The 20,723-nt window shown below is 56.5% G+C and carries 15 protein-coding genes, 2 tRNA genes, 3 rRNA genes and 1 pseudogene; 14 read left to right on the forward strand and 7 right to left on the reverse strand.

From position 1 onward, the window contains the following. The first annotated feature begins 26 nt into the window (after window positions 1-26). The 5 genes from C1896_09350 (at window position 27) to C1896_09370 (ending at window position 4,680) form a co-directional block, all read left to right on the forward strand. Window positions 27-935: a sugar ABC transporter permease gene (locus C1896_09350; protein ID AZZ45098.1), complete on the forward strand. Its 909-nt coding sequence runs from the start codon at window positions 27-29 to the stop codon at window positions 933-935. Next, a complete protein-coding gene (locus C1896_09355; GenBank protein AZZ45099.1) occupies window positions 928-1,773 on the forward strand; it encodes a sugar ABC transporter permease in 846 nt (281 codons plus the stop codon). The genes C1896_09350 and C1896_09355 overlap by 8 nt, the downstream gene beginning before the upstream one ends. Before the next feature lie 10 nt (window positions 1,774-1,783). Then, window positions 1,784-2,941, forward strand: a complete 1,158-nt coding sequence (locus tag C1896_09360) for a sugar ABC transporter ATP-binding protein (protein AZZ45100.1) — start codon at window positions 1,784-1,786, stop codon at window positions 2,939-2,941. Between the two features lie 235 nt (window positions 2,942-3,176). Beyond that, window positions 3,177-4,400 carry a maltoporin gene (locus C1896_09365; protein AZZ45101.1) on the forward strand — a complete coding sequence of 408 codons (1,224 nt, stop codon included), beginning with the start codon at window positions 3,177-3,179 and terminating at the stop codon, window positions 4,398-4,400. 88 nt (window positions 4,401-4,488) lie between these two features. Continuing rightward, window positions 4,489-4,680 (forward strand): DUF1289 domain-containing protein, encoded by a 192-nt coding sequence (locus C1896_09370; GenBank protein AZZ45102.1) that lies wholly within the window; start codon window positions 4,489-4,491, stop codon window positions 4,678-4,680. On the opposite strand, the gene C1896_09375 is transcribed toward C1896_09370, so the two are convergent. Then, window positions 4,681-5,544, reverse strand: coding sequence for a transcriptional regulator HexR (locus C1896_09375; protein AZZ45103.1), 864 nt, complete (start codon window positions 5,542-5,544; stop codon window positions 4,681-4,683). 153 nt (window positions 5,545-5,697) lie between these two features. Between C1896_09375 and zwf the strand changes: the two genes are divergently transcribed. The 4 genes from zwf (at window position 5,698) to C1896_09395 (ending at window position 9,790) form a co-directional block, all read left to right on the forward strand. Beyond that, a complete protein-coding gene (gene zwf / locus C1896_09380; protein ID AZZ47595.1) occupies window positions 5,698-7,167 on the forward strand; it encodes a glucose-6-phosphate dehydrogenase in 1,470 nt (489 codons plus the stop codon). Further along, complete coding sequence (gene pgl, locus C1896_09385) at window positions 7,154-7,867, forward strand: 6-phosphogluconolactonase (protein ID AZZ45104.1); 714 nt, start codon at window positions 7,154-7,156, stop codon at window positions 7,865-7,867. The genes zwf and pgl overlap by 14 nt, the downstream gene beginning before the upstream one ends. A 17-nt stretch (window positions 7,868-7,884) precedes the next feature. Next, window positions 7,885-8,535 carry a keto-deoxy-phosphogluconate aldolase gene (locus C1896_09390; protein ID AZZ45105.1) on the forward strand — a complete coding sequence of 217 codons (651 nt, stop codon included), beginning with the start codon at window positions 7,885-7,887 and terminating at the stop codon, window positions 8,533-8,535. A gap of 124 nt (window positions 8,536-8,659) precedes the next feature. Further along, entirely contained in the window at window positions 8,660-9,790 is a 1,131-nt protein-coding gene (locus C1896_09395) for a 23S rRNA pseudouridylate synthase B (GenBank protein ID AZZ45106.1), read from the forward strand. 81 nt (window positions 9,791-9,871) lie between these two features. On the opposite strand, the gene C1896_09400 is transcribed toward C1896_09395, so the two are convergent. From C1896_09400 to C1896_09425, 6 genes and pseudogenes are all read right to left on the reverse strand, one after another. Beyond that, window positions 9,872-10,804 carry a hypothetical protein gene (locus C1896_09400; protein ID AZZ45107.1) on the reverse strand — a complete coding sequence of 311 codons (933 nt, stop codon included), beginning with the start codon at window positions 10,802-10,804 and terminating at the stop codon, window positions 9,872-9,874. 207 nt (window positions 10,805-11,011) lie between these two features. Further along, the gene (locus C1896_09405) at window positions 11,012-11,752 is read right to left on the reverse strand and encodes a YciK family oxidoreductase (protein AZZ45108.1); all 741 of its coding nucleotides are present in this window, start codon (window positions 11,750-11,752) and stop codon (window positions 11,012-11,014) included. A gap of 72 nt (window positions 11,753-11,824) precedes the next feature. Next, a complete protein-coding gene (locus tag C1896_09410) occupies window positions 11,825-12,493 on the reverse strand; it encodes an N-acetylmuramic acid 6-phosphate phosphatase MupP (GenBank protein AZZ45109.1) in 669 nt (222 codons plus the stop codon). Beyond that, window positions 12,493-13,191 (reverse strand): bifunctional 2-polyprenyl-6-hydroxyphenol methylase/3-demethylubiquinol 3-O-methyltransferase UbiG, encoded by a 699-nt coding sequence (locus tag C1896_09415; GenBank protein ID AZZ45110.1) that lies wholly within the window; start codon window positions 13,189-13,191, stop codon window positions 12,493-12,495. Before C1896_09415 ends, C1896_09410 begins: the two co-directional genes overlap by 1 nt. A gap of 143 nt (window positions 13,192-13,334) precedes the next feature. Beyond that, a complete protein-coding gene (locus C1896_09420; protein AZZ47596.1) occupies window positions 13,335-14,666 on the reverse strand; it encodes an N-ethylammeline chlorohydrolase in 1,332 nt (443 codons plus the stop codon). Window positions 14,667-14,875: 209 nt separating this feature from the next. Further along, window positions 14,876-15,277 (reverse strand): annotated as a pseudogene (locus C1896_09425) (hypothetical protein). Between the two features lie 109 nt (window positions 15,278-15,386). Here C1896_09425 and C1896_09430 point away from each other — a divergent pair. From C1896_09430 to rrf, 5 genes are all read left to right on the forward strand, one after another. Next, window positions 15,387-16,924: ribosomal RNA gene (locus C1896_09430) — 16S ribosomal RNA — on the forward strand. 90 nt (window positions 16,925-17,014) lie between these two features. Next, window positions 17,015-17,091, forward strand: a tRNA-Ile gene (locus C1896_09435). A 30-nt stretch (window positions 17,092-17,121) separates the two neighbouring features. Further along, a tRNA-Ala gene (locus tag C1896_09440) sits at window positions 17,122-17,197 on the forward strand. Between the two features lie 235 nt (window positions 17,198-17,432). Continuing rightward, window positions 17,433-20,347: ribosomal RNA gene (locus C1896_09445) — 23S ribosomal RNA — on the forward strand. A gap of 137 nt (window positions 20,348-20,484) precedes the next feature. After that, window positions 20,485-20,600, forward strand: a 5S ribosomal RNA gene (rrf, locus tag C1896_09450). Together the 16S, 23S and 5S rRNA genes with 2 tRNA genes alongside form the textbook arrangement of a ribosomal RNA operon. Window positions 20,601-20,723 lie beyond the last annotated feature (123 nt).

Raw genomic sequence — 20,723 nt, forward strand, 5'->3', positions numbered from 1 at the left:
AAACCTGCAAACAATCGGAGCCAACCATGAGCTCAACAGCCGTTTTCACCAAGGCTTCCCCGCTGGATGCGCTGCAGAATTGGCTACCCAAGCTGGTGCTCGCACCAAGCATGCTGATCGTTCTGGTCGGCTTCTATGGCTACATCTTGTGGACCTTTCTGCTTTCGTTCACCAATTCAAGCTTCATGCCCAGCTACAAGTGGGTCGGGCTGCTGCAATACGAGCGGCTCTGGAACAACGATCGCTGGTGGGTGGCAAGCAAGAACCTGCTGGTCTTTGGCGGGCTTTTCATCACGATCAGTCTCGCGATTGGTGTGTTGTTGGCAGTCCTGCTGGACCAGCGCATTCGCCGCGAGGGCTTCATTCGCACCGTCTACCTCTACCCAATGGCGCTGTCGATGATTGTTACCGGCACGGCCTGGAAGTGGCTGCTGAACCCCGGCTTGGGTATCGACAAGATGCTGCGCGACTGGGGCTGGGAGGGCTTTCGTTTCGACTGGCTGGTAGACCCGGACCGGGTGGTCTACTGCCTGGTGATCGCCGCCGTATGGCAGGCCTCGGGTTTCGTCATGGCTCTGTTCCTTGCCGGCTTGCGTGGGGTCGATCAATCCATCGTGCGTGCCGCGCAGATCGACGGTGCCAGTCTGCCGAGCATCTACCTGCGCATCATCCTGCCTAGCCTGAGGCCGGTGTTCTTCAGTGCATTGATGATTCTTGCGCATATCGCCATCAAGGCGTTCGACCTGGTGGCGGCGATGACCGCAGGCGGCCCTGGTTATGCATCCGACCTGCCGGCGATGTTCATGTACACGCACACCTTCACTCGCGGGCAGATGGGGCTCGGCGCTGCCAGCGCCATCCTGATGCTGGGCGCAGTGATGGCAATCGTCGTGCCTTACCTGTATTCGGAACTGAGGAACAAGCGCCATGACTAGCCATGTAGGGCACAAGCGCCTGACGTTCAGCCGAGTGGCGATCTACGCGACGCTGCTTCTGGCTGTTGCTATGTATCTCATACCGCTGGTGGTCATGCTGCTGACCAGCTTGAAGACACCGGCCGACATCCGTACCGGCAACCTGCTTTCATGGCCGGAGGTCACGACCATCATCGGTTGGGTCAAAGCGTGGGATGCGGTGGGCGGCTACTTCTGGAACTCGGTCAAGATCACCGTTCCAGCCGTCATCATTTCGACGCTGTTGGGTGCGCTGAACGGCTACGTGCTTGCCATGTGGCGCTTCCGCGGCTCGCAGCTGTTCTTCGGGCTGCTGCTGTTCGGCTGCTTCCTGCCGTTCCAGGTGATCTTGCTGCCAGCGTCGTTCACCTTGGGGCAGCTGGGATTGGCCAATACCACGCCGGGGCTGGTACTGGTGCACCTGGTCTATGGCCTGGCGTTCACCACGCTGTTCTTCCGCAATTTCTACGTGAGTGTGCCAGACGCGCTGATTCGTGCAGCACGTCTAGACGGCGCCGGCTTCTTTACGATCTTCGCGCGGATTCTGCTGCCGATGTCAATCCCAACGATCATGGTTTGCCTGATCTGGCAGTTCACTCAGATCTGGAACGACTTCCTCTTCGGCGTGGTGTTCGCCAGTGGAGATACGCAGCCGATCACCGTGGCGCTGAATAACCTGGTGAACACCAGTACAGGCGTCAAGGAATACAACGTCGATATGGCCGCGGCGATGATCGCCGGGCTGCCAACACTGCTGGTGTACATCCTCGCCGGCAAGTATTTCCTGCGTGGCCTCACGGCCGGCGCGGTCAAGGGGTAGGAGAACAATCATGGCTGCACTTGAACTCTGCAACGTCCGCAAGAGCTATCCCGGAAGCAACCACGACACGCTGAAAGACATCGATTTGAAAATTGACGACGGGGAATTCCTGATCCTGGTCGGGCCGTCCGGGTGTGGGAAATCCACTCTGATGAACTGCATCGCTGGGCTGGAAGAGATTACCGGTGGGGAGATCCGTCTGGACGGAGCCGACATCAGCGGTGCCAGCCCGAAGGACCGCGACATCGCCATGGTGTTTCAGTCGTACGCGCTGTACCCGACCATGACCGTGCAGGAAAACATCGCCTTCGGTTTGAAGATGCGCAAGGTGCCGGCGGCGAAAATCGAGGAAGAAGTGTCGCGTGTCGCCAAGTTGCTGCAGATCGAACATCTGCTGAGCCGGAAACCTTCTCAGCTATCCGGCGGCCAGCAGCAGCGCGTCGCCATGGGCCGGGCACTGGCACGGCGGCCGAAGATCTACCTGTTCGACGAGCCGCTGTCGAACCTCGACGCCAAGCTGCGGGTAGAGATGCGCACCGAGATCAAGCTGATGCATCAACGGCTGAAAACCACGACGGTGTACGTCACACACGACCAGATCGAGGCAATGACCTTGGGGGACAAGGTCGCGGTGATGAAGGACGGCATTGTCCAGCAGTTCGGTACGCCGAAGGATATCTACAACAACCCCGCCAACCTGTTCGTGGCGAGCTTTATTGGATCGCCACCGATGAACTTCATCCCGCTGCGGCTGACCCGTCAGGCCGATGGTTGGCGCGCGCTGCTGGAAAGCGGTCAGGATCGCTGTGAGCTGCCGTTGAATCTGGCGGATGGGCAATCACTGGAAGGGCGAGAGGTCATCCTTGGCATCCGCCCGGAGCAGATCAGTGTGGGGACCGAAGCCGATCTGCCTTCGCTACGTGCCGAAGTTCAGGTCATCGAGCCGACAGGGCCTGACACCATGATCTTCGTCAGCCTCAACCAGACCAAGGTGTGTTGCCGGCTGGCGCCGGACGCCGCTCCGAATCCGGGTGAGAGCCTGACGCTGCAATTCGAGCCGGACAAGGTGCTGCTGTTCGATGCGCAGACAGGTGAGCGACTGGGCGTCACGCCCGGAAACGGCTCCTCGGGTCGCAACGGCACCGTGACCCGGTTGGTCGCGCGGTGAGCCGCGGGCCACAGCAAAGTGAAGAAAAGGCCGGGTCGCCGTGTATCTGCGTACCGGCGCCTGTCTCGTAGGAATGTTATTGATATTTCGGGTTTTTCAGCGGTAGGTGACGAAGGTCGCCTGCCGTGAAAAATAGAGCCGCAACGACCAGCGAAGCTGGCATGCGGATCGAAAGGAGAGCCATACCGGCTCAATCCAAGAGCAGTAACAACAATAAGAGCTAATTGGAGCGGATATGAAAAAAACGACACGCCTGGGCCTCGCTGTCTCGCTGGTCAGTCTCGCTATGCCGTTTGCTGCGCAGGCTTTGGACTTCAACGGCTATGTGCGTAGTGGTATTGGCGAATCGACTGCGAGCGAATCGCAGGCCTGCTTCCAGCTACCGGGCGCAGCATCCAAGTTCCGACTGGGCAACGAATGCGAGCAGTACGCCGAGTTGGGGCTGCGTCAGGACCTGTTCACAATGGATGACGGCTCGGTGCTGAGCGTCGAGGGTATGGCTGCGCTGTATAACGAATACGACCACACTCCGAAGTTCACCGGCGACCATGGCTTCGCGCGGTTGGTACAGGCCTACGCCGAATGGAGCAACGTTGCTGCGCTGAACAACGGGTCGTTGTGGGCCGGCCGTAGGTTTTACAAGCGGAATGACATCCACATATCCGACTTCTACTACTGGAACCAGAGTGCAACCGGTGCCGGCATCGAGAACGTCGAAATTGGAGGGTTGCAATACAGCTACGCGTTCTCGCGTAAGGACAGCGTCTTCCAGGAAAACTACACCAATCGTCACGATTTCAACGTCGGCGGCTTCGACACCAACCCCAACGGCGAGCTGCAGTTCGGCGTCAGCTACATCGCCGATCCGGACCGTGGCGACTCCAACAGTGGCTGGTCCGTGACGGCTCAGCATGAGCAGATCGAATTCCTGGGTGGCAGCAATACCTTCGCAGTGCAATACGGCGAGGGCCCAGGCACCGGGCTTGGCTACACGGGCGACGTGACCCTGGATGAGAGTGCCAAGAGCTGGCGGGTCGTGGAGTTCTTCGATTGGCAGGTGACCCCGCGTTTCGGTGGGCAATTCCAGGCTGTGTATCAGAAGGACACGCGTCAGGATGGCGGCGATCAGGATTGGATTTCGGTAGGCGTGCGCCCGGTTTATGCGTTGACCGAGGAGTTCAAGCTGGTGGCCGAGGTGGGTCACGATCAGATCGACGCTGAAGCCGGTACTCGCAAATTGACCAAGTTCACCATCGCCCCGACCTGGTCACCCGCAGGTCCTGAATTCTGGGCACGTCCCGAGTTCCGCCTGTATTACACCTACGCTCAGTGGAACGACGCTGCGCAAGAAGCCGCCAATCTCATGGCCGCTGGCAGCGCGCTGTCCGAAACGGGTGCTTTCGGCAGCGCGCAGCATGGGTCCAACTTCGGCGTCCAGGTCGAATATTGGTGGGATTGATCGAGGCGATAGCCTAACTCGCTTAGAACCTAGTGGCGGCAAGGGCTTCTACTGTTGGTAGGGGTCCTTAGCTGAACTGGAGGTGGTTTTGGGCGACAAGGCGAAAAACCCGTGCGTCAGTATCTGCAAGCTCAAAGACGACATCTGTATCGGCTGCGGTCGCAGCCGGGACGAGATGAAAGCCTGGAAGGGGATGAAGAACAAGGAGCGCAAGGCGGTCAACGAAGTGGCCGCCGAGCGACTCAAGCAGCTAGGCAAGGCGAAGAAGAAAAAGAAGTGATCAGCTCTCTTCGCTCGGGTAGCGGGTCGCCATCAGGCTTTCCTTGATCTTGCGCAGATGGGGTTGGAAATCCACGCCTCGCTTCAATGTCACGCCCGCTGCCAATGCGTCCAGCACCGTTAGCTGGATAATCCGAGACGTCATTGGCATGTAGATATCGGTGTCTTCCGGCAGCGGTATATCCAGGCTCAACGTGGAGACTTTCGCCAGCGGCGAGCCGGCGGCCGTTAGTCCGAGAACGGAGGCGCCGTTATCCCGTGCGATGGTTGCAGCTTCCACCAGTTCACGGGTGCGGCCAGTGTAAGAAATGATCACGAACAGATCACCGGTATGCGCAACCGATGCCAGCATTCGCTGCATCAGGACATCGCTGTGTGCGGTCACCGGCAGGTTGAACCGGAAGAACTTGTGCTGTGCGTCGAGCGCGACCGATGCGGAAGCACCCAGACCGAAGAAATGAATTTGACGCGCCTGAATCATCAGGTCGACCGCATGGCTGATCGCCTGAGGGTCGATCGCCTGGCAGGCACTGTCGAGCGACGCGATGGCGCTACCAAAGATCTTTCTCGTATAGGCCTCTGGGCCGTCATCGGCCTCTACGGCCCGGCTGACATAGGCAGCGCCACTGGCGAGACTCTGTGCCAACTGGATTTTCAGAGCGGGATAACCGGCCGCCCCGAATGAGCGACAGAAGCGATTCACCGTCGGCTCGCTGACCTTTGCTGCCTGAGCCAGTGCCGCGATGCTGTAGCGCGTCGCCTCCTGCGGGTCGCGAAGGATCACCTCAGCGACTTTGCGCTCCGCCTTGTTCAGCTCGTCGAGCCGATTTTTTATCTGTTCCAAGAGATTTTTCATGCGATCCATGTCTCTTCCTTCAGGGACTCGTGCCCGAAGCTACGGATAGTAGCGAAACTGGAGCACGAAAAAATCGAGTTATGTTGTTTTAATAACAACATTTTCTGCTTAAAATGCGGCGATGAACCTGTCATGCAGCCTAATTTGGTTAATATAAAAATCATGCCTGCTATTACTGTTGACGCGACTACCTTTGCCTTGTTCGGCGCCCTCGGTGATCTGGCGCTGCGCAAGTTGTTCCCTGCACTCTATCAGCTCGACCGAGCGGGGCTGCTCAATAGCGATACGCGCATATTGGCGCTGTCCCGCGATAAGGGAGAGCCAGCGACCCACCTCGAGCGCATCGATCAAGCGCTGCGGCGCTACGTACCGGCAGCGCAACTGGATGAGGCCGTCCTTGGCCGCTTTCAGGCGCGTCTGGGCTATCTGACCATGGACTTCCGCAACGCGGAGGACTACGCAGCGCTAGCTGAACAGGTGTCTCCGGCGATGCCACTGATTGCCTACTTCGCCACGCCTGCTGCTGTTTACGGCTCTATTTGTGAGCATCTCGCCGGTGCCGGACTGGCCGAACAAACCCGTGTGGTGCTGGAAAAACCGATTGGACACGATCTTGAGTCGTCGCGATTGGTCAACGACTCGGTTGCGCGGTTCTTCCCCGAGACGCGCATTTACCGGATTGATCATTACCTTGGCAAGGAGACCGTGCAGAATCTGATTGCACTGCGCTTCGCCAACAGTCTGTTCGAGACCCAGTGGAACCAGCACCACATCTCCCACGTCGAGATAACGGTCGCTGAGACGGTCGGGATCGAAGGGCGCTGGGGGTATTTCGACCAGGCGGGTCAGCTGCGCGACATGATCCAGAACCATCTGCTGCAGCTGCTGTGTCTGATAGCGATGGATCCGCCAAGCGATCTGACTGCCGATAGCATTCGTGACGAAAAGGTCAAGGTGCTCAAGGCGCTGGCGCCGATCACGCCAGAGCGCTTGTCTCGCCAGGTTGTGCGTGGCCAGTACGTGGGGGGAGCGGTCGGCGGAAAGCAGGTTCCAGGTTATCTGGAAGAAGAAAATTCCAACGCCGAAAGCAGCACCGAAACCTTCGTTGCACTGCGGGCCGACATCTGCAATTGGCGCTGGTCCGGTGTGCCGTTTTACCTGCGGACAGGCAAGCGGATGGCGGAAAAGGTTTCGCAGATCGTCATCCACTTCAAAGAGCCACCTTTCTATATCTTTGCGCCCGAGCAACGGTCACTGATCAGCAATCGGCTGATTATCCGCTTGCAACCGGACGAAGGGATCTCATTGCAGGTCATGACCAAAGAGCAGGGCCTGGACAAAGGCATGCATTTGCGCAGCGGCCCACTGCAGCTGAACTTCTCCGAGACCTACAAAAGCTCGCGCATTCCGGATGCTTATGAGCGGTTGTTGCTCGAGGTGATGCAGGGCAACCAGAACCTATTTGTCCGTAAGGACGAAATCGAATACGCCTGGCAATGGTGCGATCAGCTTATCGATGGGTGGTCGCGTATCGGTGACGCGCCCAAGCCCTATCCGGCGGGCTCCTGGGGACCTGTCGCCTCCATTGCATTGATTACGCGCGACGGGAGGTCTTGGTATGGCGATCTCTGAACTTGAACTGCCCTCGGATGTGGTTGCGCATAGCCTGCCTGGGCCGGAACAGCTGGCGCAGGCGTTGGCTGATCGGGTTGCCGGCGCGCTGCAATACGCAGTCGCCAATCATGATCGTGCGAGCCTGGTGGTGTCGGGCGGACGGAGCCCTATAGCGTTCCTCGAAGCGCTGTCAGTGCGCGAATTGCCGTGGGCGAAGGTGCAGGTCAGCTTGGCCGACGAGCGCTGGGTCGATCCGTCAGATCCGGAAAGCAATGAGGGTTTGCTCCGCCGACACCTCCTTCAATATGCCGCAGCTGATGCGCAGCTTGTGGGCCTGTATGAAGCGGCTCAGACCCTGGAGCAAGCGGCAGAGCGGGCAAGCGAGAAGCTGGCTGGCTTCGCTCAGCCGATCGATGTGCTGGTGCTTGGAATGGGCAGTGATGGGCACACCGCATCGCTATTTCCGAACAGCCCGCTGTTGGCAAAAGGGTTGGATGAAAACGGTACTGATTTCTGTCTGCCCATGCTGGCGCCTGTCAGTCCGGAGCAGCGCATCAGCATGACCTATCCGCTGCTGGCATCCGCTCGCGTTCAATGCCTGGCGATTCAGGGCCCCGCCAAGCTGGAAACGCTGCGCCAGGCCATGCGGCTCGAACCTTCGCAGATGCCGATTCGGGCGTTTCTGCATTCTCCTTTAGAGATCTACTGGTGCCCGTGAGGCCCGAGGACTTTTCCATGACCATGGACCAGAAAAACGCGCTGATCGAGAAGATCTGTACCGAAGCTCGCATCCTGCCGGTGATCACCATCGGTAGCGAGGAGCAGATCCTGCCGCTGGCCGATGCACTCGCCGCTGGTGGGCTGACGGCCCTTGAGATCACCCTGCGGTCTGCGCATGGCCTTACCGCCATTCGTCGTCTGCGCCAGGAGCGGCCCAACCTCTGTGTCGGTGCGGGTACAGTGCTGGACAAGCGCATGATGGACGAGGTCGAGGCGGCTGGGGCCCAGTTCATCGTCTCGCCGGGCTGCACCGACGAACTGTTGCAAGCTGGCGTTAATTGCTCCGTGCCACTGCTGGCCGGTATCAGCAATGCATCCGACATCATGCGCGGCTACGCGCTTGGCTATCGGCGTTTCAAGCTGTTCCCGGCCGAAGTGTGCGGTGGAGTCGCCGCCATCAAGGCGCTGGGTGGACCTTTTGCCGATGTGCGCTTCTGCCCGACGGGTGGCGTCAATGCAAACAACGCGGCGCAGTACTTGGCGCTTCCTAATGTCATGTGTGTCGGCGGAACTTGGATGATTGATGGTGCCGCGCTCAAGAGCGGCGATTGGGAGGCCATTCAGCAAGCCACGGCTGAAGCGCTGGCCTCGTTGAACAACGGCTAACCACAAATCGAGGCGCGGCGGGCGCGCCTCCTGTCTGGCTGCTAACCTTCTCGTGCTGCAGCATTCTGTTGCGCGTATAGTGCGCGGCCTTTCTATCGGAACTGCCACACCGGGAGGTGCCCAGATGACCGAACACGAAGATACAACCCCGCATATTGCCCACGGCGAAAAACTGCAGAAGGTATTGGCCCGTATTGGCCTTGCCTCGCGACGCGACGTGGAAAACTGGATCGCAGCCGGCCGAGTCAAGGTCAACGGATCCATAGCGACGCTCGGACAGCGTGTCGACTTGCATGACGCGATTGCGGTCGATGGCCGCTTGCTCAAGCGCGAAGAAGCGGCCGAAACGGTCCGTCGCGTGCTCATCTACAACAAGCCCGATGGTGAAATTTGTACCCGTGACGATCCAGAAGGTCGCCCGACGGTTTTCGATCGGCTGCCGCGTCCGAAAGAGGGGCGTTGGATCAACATCGGTCGTCTCGACATCAACACGACTGGCTTGCTGTTGTTTACCACCGATGGCGAGCTTGCCAACCGTCTGATGCATCCTTCTTACGAAATGGACCGTGAGTATGCGGTGCGGGTGCGTGGCGAGGTCGACGAGGAAATGATCGAGCGCCTGAAGACGGGCGTCATGCTCGAAGATGGCCCGGCTCGTTTCACAGACATCCAGGAAGCGCCGGGTGGTGAAGGGTTCAACCACTGGTACCACTGCGTAGTGATGGAAGGTCGTAACCGAGAAGTCCGTCGTTTGTGGGAGTCTCAGGGGCTGGTGGTCAGCCGTCTAAAGCGTGTGCGCTTTGGTCCGGTGTTCATGACCTCCGACCTACCGATGGGGCGCTGGCGCGAAATGTCGCAGGGCGAAGTCGATATCCTCAGCGAAGAGGTTGGCCTCAAGTCAGTGGCGCTGCCAGGCATGAAAGCCAAGACCAAGGACAAGCTTGATCGCATGCAGCGCAAGGTGGCCAAACCAATCGGACGTGGCGACCGTCGGCCTCGTGTGTTGCGCTCTTCCCACGAAGCTGATGTGGCTGGGGACGCAGGTCGCGGCCGGGGCGCTCGCGGTGATAAACCTGCACGCAAGCCGCGCGACAATGATGAACGCAGCAAACCAAGTCGCGGTACACCCGTGGCGGAGCGGCCAAGTGCTGTCGGCCGAGATCGCAAGCCCTCACCGGTGAAGCGCGGTGGTCCGGCAGCTACTGACGGACAGCGTCCTGGTTTCGGACGTGGTGATCGCTCCAAGCGGCCATGACGGTATAGCGTAAAGCGAAAAAAGAAGGGCGAAGCCATTAGGTTTCGCCCTTTTTGTTTGTTTGACCCTCGGATAATTTCGCTACGACGAGGCAACGCGCGTCAGATTGCGTCCGTCTTGTTTGGCTTGGTAAAGGGCCTGATCGGCGCGACGCAGCAGATCGTCCTGTGACTCGCCTGGCTGGTGGGTCGCACAACCAAGGCTGGCCGACAGCCGGACCTGTTTGTCTCCCACCAGCAAGCACAGATTTTGAATGGCGGCTCTGATCCGTTCGGCCACAACGGCCGCAGCCTCCGGTCCGCTGTTGGACAATACGAGAACGAACTCCTCGCCACCAAAGCGGAACACCATGTCAACGTTGCGCAACTGCTCCTTGAGTAATAGCGCGGTGGCTTTCAGGGCGGCGTCTCCGGCCTGGTGTCCGTAGGTATCGTTGAGGCGCTTGAAATGATCCATATCCAACATGATTACCGACACGGCTTGGCTGTGGCGGCGGGACAGTTCGGTCTCTCGCGACAATGCGTGAACCATCGCCGCGCGGTTACCGGCGCCGGTCAACGGATCCTTGAGCGAGGCTTGAACGGCTTGTCGGTAAAGCAATGCGTTGCGCAATGGAAACAGCAGACAGTCGAGGGCATTCTCCAGTTGTTCCAGGACTGGGTCGGGTACGTACTGCGAGCTGAACAGGCACAGTTCGCCAAGGCAATCTCCGCTATGGGAAAGTGAATAGCTGACATCAAAGCCGTTGGCTTCGCCTATTTGAAGCTGGAAGTCGGTGCCGGAGTGGCTGTAGGAAAGGGCTCGCAGTGGAACCAGATTGCTGACTTCTTCAAAAAAGAAATCCAGCAGGCGGTCGAGTTCCAAGCTGGTTTGCAAACGCAGCGTCAGAAGCCTTAGCCGCTCGGAAAAGCCATGTTGGTCCGTCGACAGTGTTTTGCTGAAACTGATGTCCAGCCGTCGAACGCGCGCGGTGCTGATATCGATTGTAGAAGGGGTCTGCTTATCTGCCAGCATGGGAGTGAACCTCAGAACGCTGCCTGCGTTGATAGAGGTTCTATAGCGAATATGATGCCAACTTAAAATATCTAATGAAAACAGTTAGTTAGATAGAGGCTGGGGAATCCGGCGGCAACAGGTTGCCAGCGAAACGGCGGACTGATGCCAATTTGACATGCAGGCCGCCATATCGGCGCCAGTAAACAGGCGCCGCTGCTGGATATTCTACTGGGCGTCAAACGCCCGCCCATTTACGTCCTGACTATCGGGGCCCATCAGATAAAGGTAGGCAGGCATGATTTCCGCGGGCAATGGATTCACTTCGGGATTCTCCCCTGGATAGGCTTTTGCGCGCATGTCGGTACGGGTCGCACCTGGGTTGATGCTATTGCTGCGCACAGAGCTGGTGCCGTCGAGCTCATCAGCCAGCACCTGCATCAAGCCTTCGGTGGCGAATTTGGAAACGGCATATCCGCCCCAATAGGCGCGTCCTTTCCTGCCAACGCTGCTGGAGGTGAAAATCACGGAAGCGTCATCAGCCAGTTTCAGCAGAGGCAATAGGGTGCTGGCGAGCATGAAGGTTGCGTTGACATTCACTTGCATGACGCGCATGAAATTGTCGCCTGACAGCTGTTCGATCGGTGAGCGGGGGCCGACGATGCTGGCATTAAGGAGCAGGCCGTCCAACCGTCCGAACTCCCGTTCAACGGTGGCGGCAAGTTCGTCGTATTGGTGCGGTAAGGCCGTTTCCAGATTGAGCGGTATCACGGCGGGTTGAGGCCAGCCGGCTGCCTCAATCTCGTCGTAAACACGGTTGAGGTTGTCCTCATTCTTACCAAGCAAAAGGACGGTCGCTCCATGTGCTGCGTAGGCTTTCGCGGCGGCTTCGCCAATTCCGCGCCCTGCGCCGGTGACCATGATGATCCGATTCTTGAGCAGGTCGGGACGGGCGGAGTACTCGAACATCTGAAGCCTCATAAACAGAGCGGGGCAATTGCCCACTGAAGGTTGTCGGAAGAAAGTGATGGCTGGGAAGGGTCAGTCCAGCGTTCGCAGCTCGAGAAACTGACGGAGCTCGAGCGGATGATTCACCACCACGTCTGCGCCCCAGGTATCCGGATCGTCATCGGGGTGGATGTAGCCGTAACGCACGGCGGCCGTACGGCTACCTGCTGCACGGCCGGACTCGATATCGCGAAGATCATCCCCAACGAACAGGACCGTTGCAGGGTCGAGGTCGAGTTGGCTACAGGCCAACAGCATAGGCTCAGGGTCGGGTTTACTCTGGCTGACATGATCGGGGCAGACCAGAACAGCGGAGCGAGAGGCCAGGCCCAATTGCTGCATGATCGGCTCGGCGAAACGCACCGGCTTGTTGGTGACCACACCCCAGATCAGGTCTGCCTGCTCGATCTCGCTCAGCAGTTCTGCCATCCCTTCGTATAGCTTGCTCTCAACGGCACAGTGCCGTTGATATCGCTCCAGAAACTCCAGTCGAAGTATCTCAAACTCATCAGAAAGCGGGTCGACGTCAAAGGCGCTGAGTACCATCGCCCGAGCACCACCGGAAACGACGTCACGCACCTGCTGATCGGGAACACGATCTAGGCCGCGCGCCATGCGCATAGCCTGAGCCACGGCGATAAAGTCCGGAGCGGTATCGAGCAGCGTGCCGTCCATATCGAATAACACTGCGCGCAGACGCATCAGGCCTCCCGCAGTGTCTGGATCATGTAGTTCACATCCACGTCAGGTGAGAGCTTGTAGTGCTTCGTCAGGGGGTTGTATGTCAGGCCGATTATGTCCTTCACCAGAAGCCCGACTTCGCGGCTCCAGGCGCCCAGTTCGGATGGGCGGATGAACTTGCGATAATCATGTGTGCCACGCGGCAACAGTTGCAGCACGTATTCCGCGCCGACGATTGCGAACGCATAGGCCTTCGGATTGCGGTTTATCGTTGAAAAGAACACCTGTCCGCCAGGCTTTACCATCTTGTAGCACGCGCGAATCACAGAGGCGGGATCAGGGACATGCTCAAGCATCTCAAGGCAGGTCACTACATCGAACTGCTCTGGCATTTCTTCTGCCAAGGCCTCAGCAGTGATCTGCCGGTACTCGATCTCTAACTCCGACTCCAGCAAATGCAGACGGGCAACCGACAAGGGTGCCTCGCCCATGTCGATACCCGTCACCGTAGCGCCGCGCTGAGCCATGGCTTCGCTGAGAATTCCGCCTCCGCAGCCAACGTCCAGGACCTTTTTACCGGCTAGCGATACGTGCTCATCAATCCAGTTGACCCTGAGCGGATTGATCTCGTGCAGCGGTTTGAACTCGCTTTCGCGGTCCCACCAGCGATGGGCGAGAGCTTCAAATTTGGCGATTTCGGCGTGGTCGACGTTGCTCATTGTCTGTTCCATTTATAAGCCTGAGGGGGAAGCTTGAGCAGCAGAGGCCCATGTTGCCAGGTTCGGTCAGATGCGGGACATCTACTGAAACGCTTCGTGTAAGTCAGTTTGTCGCGGTGGTTAAAACTGAGGGTAGCCCCGTCTCAGTGTTTTGAGCTGATCTTCTCTCCCCATTCCTGGGCGGTGGCGATGAGCTGCTCCTCGTCCATGCGGGTGAGATGACGGTCGTCGAGCAGTTGCTTACCGGCAACCCAGACATGACGCACGCAGTCTCGGCCGCTGGAATAAATAAGTTGGGATACGGGATCATAAACGGGCTGCTGTGCTAGGCGCGATAAATCGAAGGCCACTAGATCCGCGAATTTCCCGATCTCGAGCGATCCGGTGTGATCGTCCAGCCCAAGAGCGCGTGCACCGTTGAGCGTGGCCATACGCAGCGCGCGATGGGCATTAAGAGCGGTCGCCGATCCCGAAACGGCCTTAGCAAGCAGTGCCGCGGTGCGGGTTTCTCCCAGCAGGTCGAGATCGTTGTTGCTGGCCGCTCCATCAGTGCCGATGCCCACATTCACGCCGGCTTCCCACAAACGCTCCACAGGACAAAAACCGCTGGCCAATTTCAGGTTGGACTCAGGGCAATGGATCACGCTGCAGTTATGTTCGACCAGCAGAGCAACGTCGTCGTCGTTTACCTGGGTCATGTGCACGGCTTGAAAGCGAGGCCCTAAAAGCTGTAGGCGCGCCAAGCGTGCAAGCGGGCGCTCACCATAGTGGTTCAGCGCTTCTTCCACCTCATGTGCAGTCTCATGGACATGCATATGTATGCCGATGTCCATTTCTGCGACCAATGTCCGGATGCTTTCCAGCTTATCGTCGCTGACCGAATAGGGAGCGTGGGGGCCAAAGGCGATACTTAGGCGTGGATGGTGTTTGAGGTCGTCGAACAGCCCAACACCTTTACGAAGCGCCTCGTCGGCGTTGCGGGCCCCAGGAATAGGAAAGTCCAGAACCGGAATCGTTATTTGCGCGCGAACCCCGTGTTTATGTACGAGTTGGCTGACGACCTCAGGAAAGAAGTACATATCAGAAAAACAGGTAATCCCGCTCTGCAGCTGTTCCGCGATAGCCAGCTCGGTGCCTGCTTTGATAAACGCCTCGTCGACCCACCTGCTTTCTGCCGGCCAGACATGCTCGTGCAGCCAGGTCATCAGCGGTAGATCATCAGCCAGACCGCGGAAAAGGGTCATAGCTGCGTGGCCGTGAGCATTTACAAGCCCTGGCGCAAGAAGCATTCCAGAAAGGTCACGCGTCTCTTTGGCCACGTGCTGTCCGGCGTGTTCACGGGGTGCTATCAGCACGATGCGCCCGTCACGGATTCCCAACGCATGGTTCTTCAGCACAACACCAGCTGGCTCGACCGGGACAAGCCAGGTCGGAAATAGCAAGAGGTCGAGCGGCTCGGCAGAAGTGTTAGGCATCTGGATCATCGGGTACATAGAGACGAGGGGGATGAGTGTAAAGCCTGTCGATCCCGGTTTGAAGAAAGCCTGGGCAGACTTTGAAGCCTCTACATCTATATAGGAACATGATCGCCAGACCCAGCAGGTGAATAATCAACAAAGCTCAAAACAACGGTTGACGTGAGTTTCTGGGTGCCTATAATGCGCACCTTCTCCGGCGCAGGTCTTTAGCGAAACCTCTTGTAAATCAAGAAGTTAGCGAAAATAAAGGGTTGCACGGATGGCGAATTCGAGTAGAATGCGCCGGGCTGGCAGGGTGGTGGTTGAGTCCTGTTGGTGGCTTCGGTCAGGTTGATCGGAAGCGGTTGAAAGAGGTGGTTGACAGCGGTTTTATACGCTGTATGATTCGCCTCCCGCTGACGAGAGACGCTAGGTTGATCGGAAGCGCAAGCGGTTGAGAAGAAAGAAAAACTTCTTCAAAAACAGCTTGACGGGACACAAGGCTGCTGTAGAATGCGCGGCCTCGGTTGAGACGAAAGACTTGATCGAAACGCTCTTTAACAACTGAATCAAGCAATTCGTGTGGGTGCTTGTGAGGTAAGACTGGTAGTCAGCAAGATTATCAGCATCACAAATGCTCAACGAGAAATCATTGAGTGCTCTTCTTGAGGGTAACCTTTAGAAGAGATTGCGATTGCTGAGCCAAGTTTAGGGTTTTCTCAAAACCCATGCAGTATTGAACTGAAGAGTTTGATCATGGCTCAGATTGAACGCTGGCGGCAGGCCTAACACATGCAAGTCGAGCGGATGAGTGGAGCTTGCTCCATGATTCAGCGGCGGACGGGTGAGTAATGCCTAGGAATCTGCCTATTAGTGGGGGACAACGTTTCGAAAGGAACGCTAATACCGCATACGTCCTACGGGAGAAAGCAGGGGACCTTCGGGCCTTGCGCTAATAGATGAGCCTAGGTCGGATTAGCTAGTTGGTGAGGTAATGGCTCACCAAGGCGACGATCCGTAACTGGTCTGAGAGGATGATCAGTCACACTGGAACTGAGACACGGTCCAGACTCCTACGGGAGGCAGCAGTGGGGAATATTGGACAATGGGCGAAAGCCTGATCCAGCCATGCCGCGTGTGTGAAGAAGGTCTTCGGATTGTAAAGCACTTTAAGTTGGGAGGAAGGGCATTAACCTAATACGTTAGTGTTTTGACGTTACCGACAGAATAAGCACCGGCTAACTTCGTGCCAGCAGCCGCGGTAATACGAAGGGTGCAAGCGTTAATCGGAATTACTGGGCGTAAAGCGCGCGTAGGTGGTTTGTTAAGTTGGATGTGAAAGCCCCGGGCTCAACCTGGGAACTGCATCCAAAACTGGCAAGCTAGAGTATGGCAGAGGGTGGTGGAATTTCCTGTGTAGCGGTGAAATGCGTAGATATAGGAAGGAACACCAGTGGCGAAGGCGACCACCTGGGCTAATACTGACACTGAGGTGCGAAAGCGTGGGGAGCAAACAGGATTAGATACCCTGGTAGTCCACGCCGTAAACGATGTCGACTAGCCGTTGGGATCCTTGAGATCTTAGTGGCGCAGCTAACGCATTAAGTCGACCGCCTGGGGAGTACGGCCGCAAGGTTAAAACTCAAATGAATTGACGGGGGCCCGCACAAGCGGTGGAGCATGTGGTTTAATTCGAAGCAACGCGAAGAACCTTACCAGGCCTTGACATGCAGAGAACTTTCCAGAGATGGATTGGTGCCTTCGGGAACTCTGACACAGGTGCTGCATGGCTGTCGTCAGCTCGTGTCGTGAGATGTTGGGTTAAGTCCCGTAACGAGCGCAACCCTTGTCCTTAGTTACCAGCACGTTATGGTGGGCACTCTAAGGAGACTGCCGGTGACAAACCGGAGGAAGGTGGGGATGACGTCAAGTCATCATGGCCCTTACGGCCTGGGCTACACACGTGCTACAATGGTCGGTACAAAGGGTTGCCAAGCCGCGAGGTGGAGCTAATCCCATAAAACCGATCGTAGTCCGGATCGCAGTCTGCAACTCGACTGCGTGAAGTCGGAATCGCTAGTAATCGTGAATCAGAATGTCACGGTGAATACGTTCCCGGGCCTTGTACACACCGCCCGTCACACCATGGGAGTGGGTTGCTCCAGAAGTAGCTAGTCTAACCTTCGGGAGGACGGTTACCACGGAGTGATTCATGACTGGGGTGAAGTCGTAACAAGGTAGCCGTAGGGGAACCTGCGGCTGGATCACCTCCTTAATCGAAGACTTCAGCTTCTTCATAAGTTCCCACACGAATTGCTTGATTCACTAGCGAAAAGCGATTGGGTTTCGACCCGAGAGAGACGATTGGGTCTGTAGCTCAGTTGGTTAGAGCGCACCCCTGATAAGGGTGAGGTCGGCAGTTCGAATCTGCCCAGACCCACCAATTGTCATGGGATGTGGCCGATCTGTAGATGGGGCCATAGCTCAGCTGGGAGAGCGCCTGCTTTGCACGCAGGAGGTCAGCGGTTCGATCCCGCTTGGCTCCACCATTATTCTCACCATCGCTTGAAAGCACAGAAATGAATAGATTCCTTAGGGAGTGTATTGATTTCTGGTCTTTGCGCCAGTAACTGTTCTTTAAAAATTTGGGTATGTGATAGAAGTAGATTTGAGTGGTCACTTTCACTGGTGATTATTCAAGTCAAGGTAAAATTTGCGAGTAAAATTGCGGATTTTCGGCGAATGTCGTCTTCACGTTATTAGACAATAACCAGATTGCTTGGGGTTATATGGTCAAGTGAAGAAGCGCATACGGTGGATGCCTTGGCAGTCAGAGGCGATGAAAGACGTGGTAGCCTGCGAAAAGCTTCGGGGAGTCGGCAAACAGACTTTGATCCGGAGATGTCTGAATGGGGGAACCCAGCCATCATAAGATGGTTATCACACACTGAATACATAGGTGTGTGAGGCGAACCAGGGGAACTGAAACATCTAAGTACCCTGAGGAAAAGAAATCAACCGAGATTCCCTTAGTAGTGGCGAGCGAACGGGGACTAGCCCTTAAGCTTCTTTGATTTTAGCGGAACGCTCTGGAAAGTGCGGCCATAGTGGGTGATAGCCCTGTACGCGAAAAGGTCTTAGAAGTGAAATCGAGTAGGACGGAGCACGAGAAACTTTGTCTGAATATGGGGGGACCATCCTCCAAGGCTAAATACTACTGACTGACCGATAGTGAACTAGTACCGTGAGGGAAAGGCGAAAAGAACCCCGGAGAGGGGAGTGAAATAGATCCTGAAACCGTATGCGTACAAGCAGTGGGAGCCTACTTTGTTAGGTGACTGCGTACCTTTTGTATAATGGGTCAGCGACTTATTTTCAGTGGCGAGCTTAACCGAATAGGGGAGGCGTAGCGAAAGCGAGTCTTAATAGGGCGTCTAGTCGCTGGGAATAGACCCGAAACCGGGCGATCTATCCATGGGCAGGTTGAAGGTTGGGTAACACTAACTGGAGGACCGAACCGACTACCGTTGAAAAGTTAGCGGATGACCTGTGGATCGGAGTGAAAGGCTAATCAAGCTCGGAGATAGCTGGTTCTCCTCGAAAGCTATTTAGGTAGCGCCTCGTGTATCACTGCTGGGGGTAGAGCACTGTTTCGGCTAGGGGGTCATCCCGACTTACCAAACCGATGCAAACTCCGAATACCAGCAAGTGTCAGCACGGGAGACACACGGCGGGTGCTAACGTCCGTCGTGAAAAGGGAAACAACCCAGACCGTCAGCTAAGGTCCCAAAATCCTGGTTAAGTGGGAAACGATGTGGGAAGGCTCAGACAGCTAGGAGGTTGGCTTAGAAGCAGCCACCCTTTAAAGAAAGCGTAATAGCTCACTAGTCGAGTCGGCCTGCGCGGAAGATGTAACGGGGCTCAAACCAGGTACCGAAGCTACGGGTTCATCGTAAGATGAGCGGTAGAGGAGCGTTCTGTAAGCCTGTGAAGGTGAGTTGAGAAGCTTGCTGGAGGTATCAGAAGTGCGAATGCTGACATGAGTAACGACAATGGGAGTGAAAAACTCCCACGCCGAAAGACCAAGGGTTCCTGCGCAACGTTAATCGACGCAGGGTGAGTCGGTCCCTAAGGCGAGGCTGAAGAGCGTAGTCGATGGGAAACGGGTTAATATTCCCGTACTTCTAGTTACTGCGATGGGGGGACGGAGAAGGCTAGGCCAGCTTGGCGTTGGTTGTCCAAGTTTAAGGTGGTAGGCAGAGGTCTTAGGTAAATCCGGGATCTTAATGCCGAGAACTGATGACGATCCTTCTTTTAGAAGGAGAAGTGGTTGATGCCATGCTTCCAGGAAAAGCCTCTAAGCTTCAGGTAACTAGGAACCGTACCCCAAACCGACACAGGTGGTTGGGTAGAGAATACCAAGGCGCTTGAGAGAACTCGGGTGAAGGAACTAGGCAAAATGGCACCGTAACTTCGGGAGAAGGTGCGCCGGTGAGGGTGAAGGGTTTACCCCGTAAGCTCATGCCGGTCGAAGATACCAGGCCGCTGCGACTGTTTATTAAAAACACAGCACTCTGCAAACACGAAAGTGGACGTATAGGGTGTGACGCCTGCCCGGTGCCGGAAGGTTAATTGATGGGGTTAGCGCAAGCGAAGCTCTTGATCGAAGCCCCGGTAAACGGCGGCCGTAACTATAACGGTCCTAAGGTAGCGAAATTCCTTGTCGGGTAAGTTCCGACCTGCACGAATGGCGTAACGATGGCGGCGCTGTCTCCACCCGAGACTCAGTGAAATTGAAATCGCTGTGAAGATGCAGTGTATCCGCGGCTAGACGGAAAGACCCCGTGAACCTTTACTATAGCTTTGCACTGGACTTTGAATTTGCTTGTGTAGGATAGGTGGGAGGCTTTGAAGCGTGGACGCCAGTTCGCGTGGAGCCAACCTTGAAATACCACCCTGGCAACTTTGAGGTTCTAACTCTGGTCCGTTATCCGGATCGAGGACAGTGTATGGTGGGTAGTTTGACTGGGGCGGTCTCCTCCTAAAGAGTAACGGAGGAGTACGAAGGTGCGCTCAGACCGGTCGGAAATCGGTCGTAGAGTATAAAGGCAAAAGCGCGCTTGACTGCGAGACAGACACGTCGAGCAGGTACGAAAGTAGGTCTTAGTGATCCGGTGGTTCTGTATGGAAGGGCCATCGCTCAACGGATAAAAGGTACTCCGGGGATAACAGGCTGATACCGCCCAAGAGTTCATATCGACGGCGGTGTTTGGCACCTCGATGTCGGCTCATCACATCCTGGGGCTGAAGCCGGTCCCAAGGGTATGGCTGTTCGCCATTTAAAGTGGTACGCGAGCTGGGTTTAGAACGTCGTGAGACAGTTCGGTCCCTATCTGCCGTGGACGTTTGAGATTTGAGAGGGGCTGCTCCTAGTACGAGAGGACCGGAGTGGACGAACCTCTGGTGTTCCGGTTGTCACGCCAGTGGCATTGCCGGGTAGCTATGTTCGGAAGAGATAACCGCTGAAAGCATCTAAGCGGGAAACTTGCCTCAAGATGAGATCTCACTGGAGCCTTGAGCTCCCTGAAGGGCCGTCGAAGACTACGACGTTGATAGGTTGGGTGTGTAAGCGCTGTGAGGCGTTGAGCTAACCAATACTAATTGCCCGTGAGGCTTGACCATATAACACCCAAACAATTTGTTGTTTGTGTGTCAGACGGTTGAAGTCGACAACAAACCGAAAAGACGCAACGCTCGCAAAGCGAAAGCAATACCGAAACACCATCACATACCCAATTAGGGGAAGCGACTCAAAACCGACTCCCCAACCGAATTGCTTGACGACCATAGAGCGTTGGAACCACCTGATCCCATCCCGAACTCAGTAGTGAAACGACGCATCGCCGATGGTAGTGTGGGGTTTCCCCATGTGAGAGTAGGTCATCGTCAAGCTTCTACACCAAACCCCCGATCTTCGTAAGAGGATCGGGGGTTTGTCTTTGGGCTACAGAAAAGCGCTCGACGAGCGTGGCCGTGGCTAGCTACCAATGTTTCGTGGCGGTCGTGTTCTAACTA

It is taken from the genome of Pseudomonadaceae bacterium SI-3 (genome assembly GCA_004010935.1).
Taxonomy (GTDB): Bacteria; Pseudomonadota; Gammaproteobacteria; order Pseudomonadales; family Pseudomonadaceae; genus Stutzerimonas.

Bases quoted from the DNA above. Each gene is read 5' to 3' on its own strand.
- C1896_09350 (AZZ45098.1), top strand. From the start codon at position 27: ATGAGCTCAACAGCCGTTTTCACCAAGGCTTCCCCGCTGGATGCGCTG.
- C1896_09355 (AZZ45099.1), top strand. From the start codon at position 928: ATGACTAGCCATGTAGGGCACAAGCGCCTGACGTTCAGCCGAGTGGCG.
- C1896_09360 (AZZ45100.1), top strand. From the start codon at position 1,784: ATGGCTGCACTTGAACTCTGCAACGTCCGCAAGAGCTATCCCGGAAGC.
- C1896_09365 (AZZ45101.1), top strand. From the start codon at position 3,177: ATGAAAAAAACGACACGCCTGGGCCTCGCTGTCTCGCTGGTCAGTCTC.
- C1896_09375 (AZZ45103.1), bottom strand. From the start codon at position 5,544: ATGGATCGCATGAAAAATCTCTTGGAACAGATAAAAAATCGGCTCGAC.
- zwf (AZZ47595.1), top strand. From the start codon at position 5,698: ATGCCTGCTATTACTGTTGACGCGACTACCTTTGCCTTGTTCGGCGCC.
- pgl (AZZ45104.1), top strand. From the start codon at position 7,154: ATGGCGATCTCTGAACTTGAACTGCCCTCGGATGTGGTTGCGCATAGC.
- C1896_09390 (AZZ45105.1), top strand. From the start codon at position 7,885: ATGACCATGGACCAGAAAAACGCGCTGATCGAGAAGATCTGTACCGAA.
- C1896_09395 (AZZ45106.1), top strand. From the start codon at position 8,660: ATGACCGAACACGAAGATACAACCCCGCATATTGCCCACGGCGAAAAA.
- C1896_09400 (AZZ45107.1), bottom strand. From the start codon at position 10,804: ATGCTGGCAGATAAGCAGACCCCTTCTACAATCGATATCAGCACCGCG.
- C1896_09405 (AZZ45108.1), bottom strand. From the start codon at position 11,752: ATGTTCGAGTACTCCGCCCGTCCCGACCTGCTCAAGAATCGGATCATC.
- C1896_09410 (AZZ45109.1), bottom strand. From the start codon at position 12,493: ATGCGTCTGCGCGCAGTGTTATTCGATATGGACGGCACGCTGCTCGAT.
- C1896_09415 (AZZ45110.1), bottom strand. From the start codon at position 13,191: ATGAGCAACGTCGACCACGCCGAAATCGCCAAATTTGAAGCTCTCGCC.
- C1896_09420 (AZZ47596.1), bottom strand. From the start codon at position 14,666: ATGCCTAACACTTCTGCCGAGCCGCTCGACCTCTTGCTATTTCCGACC.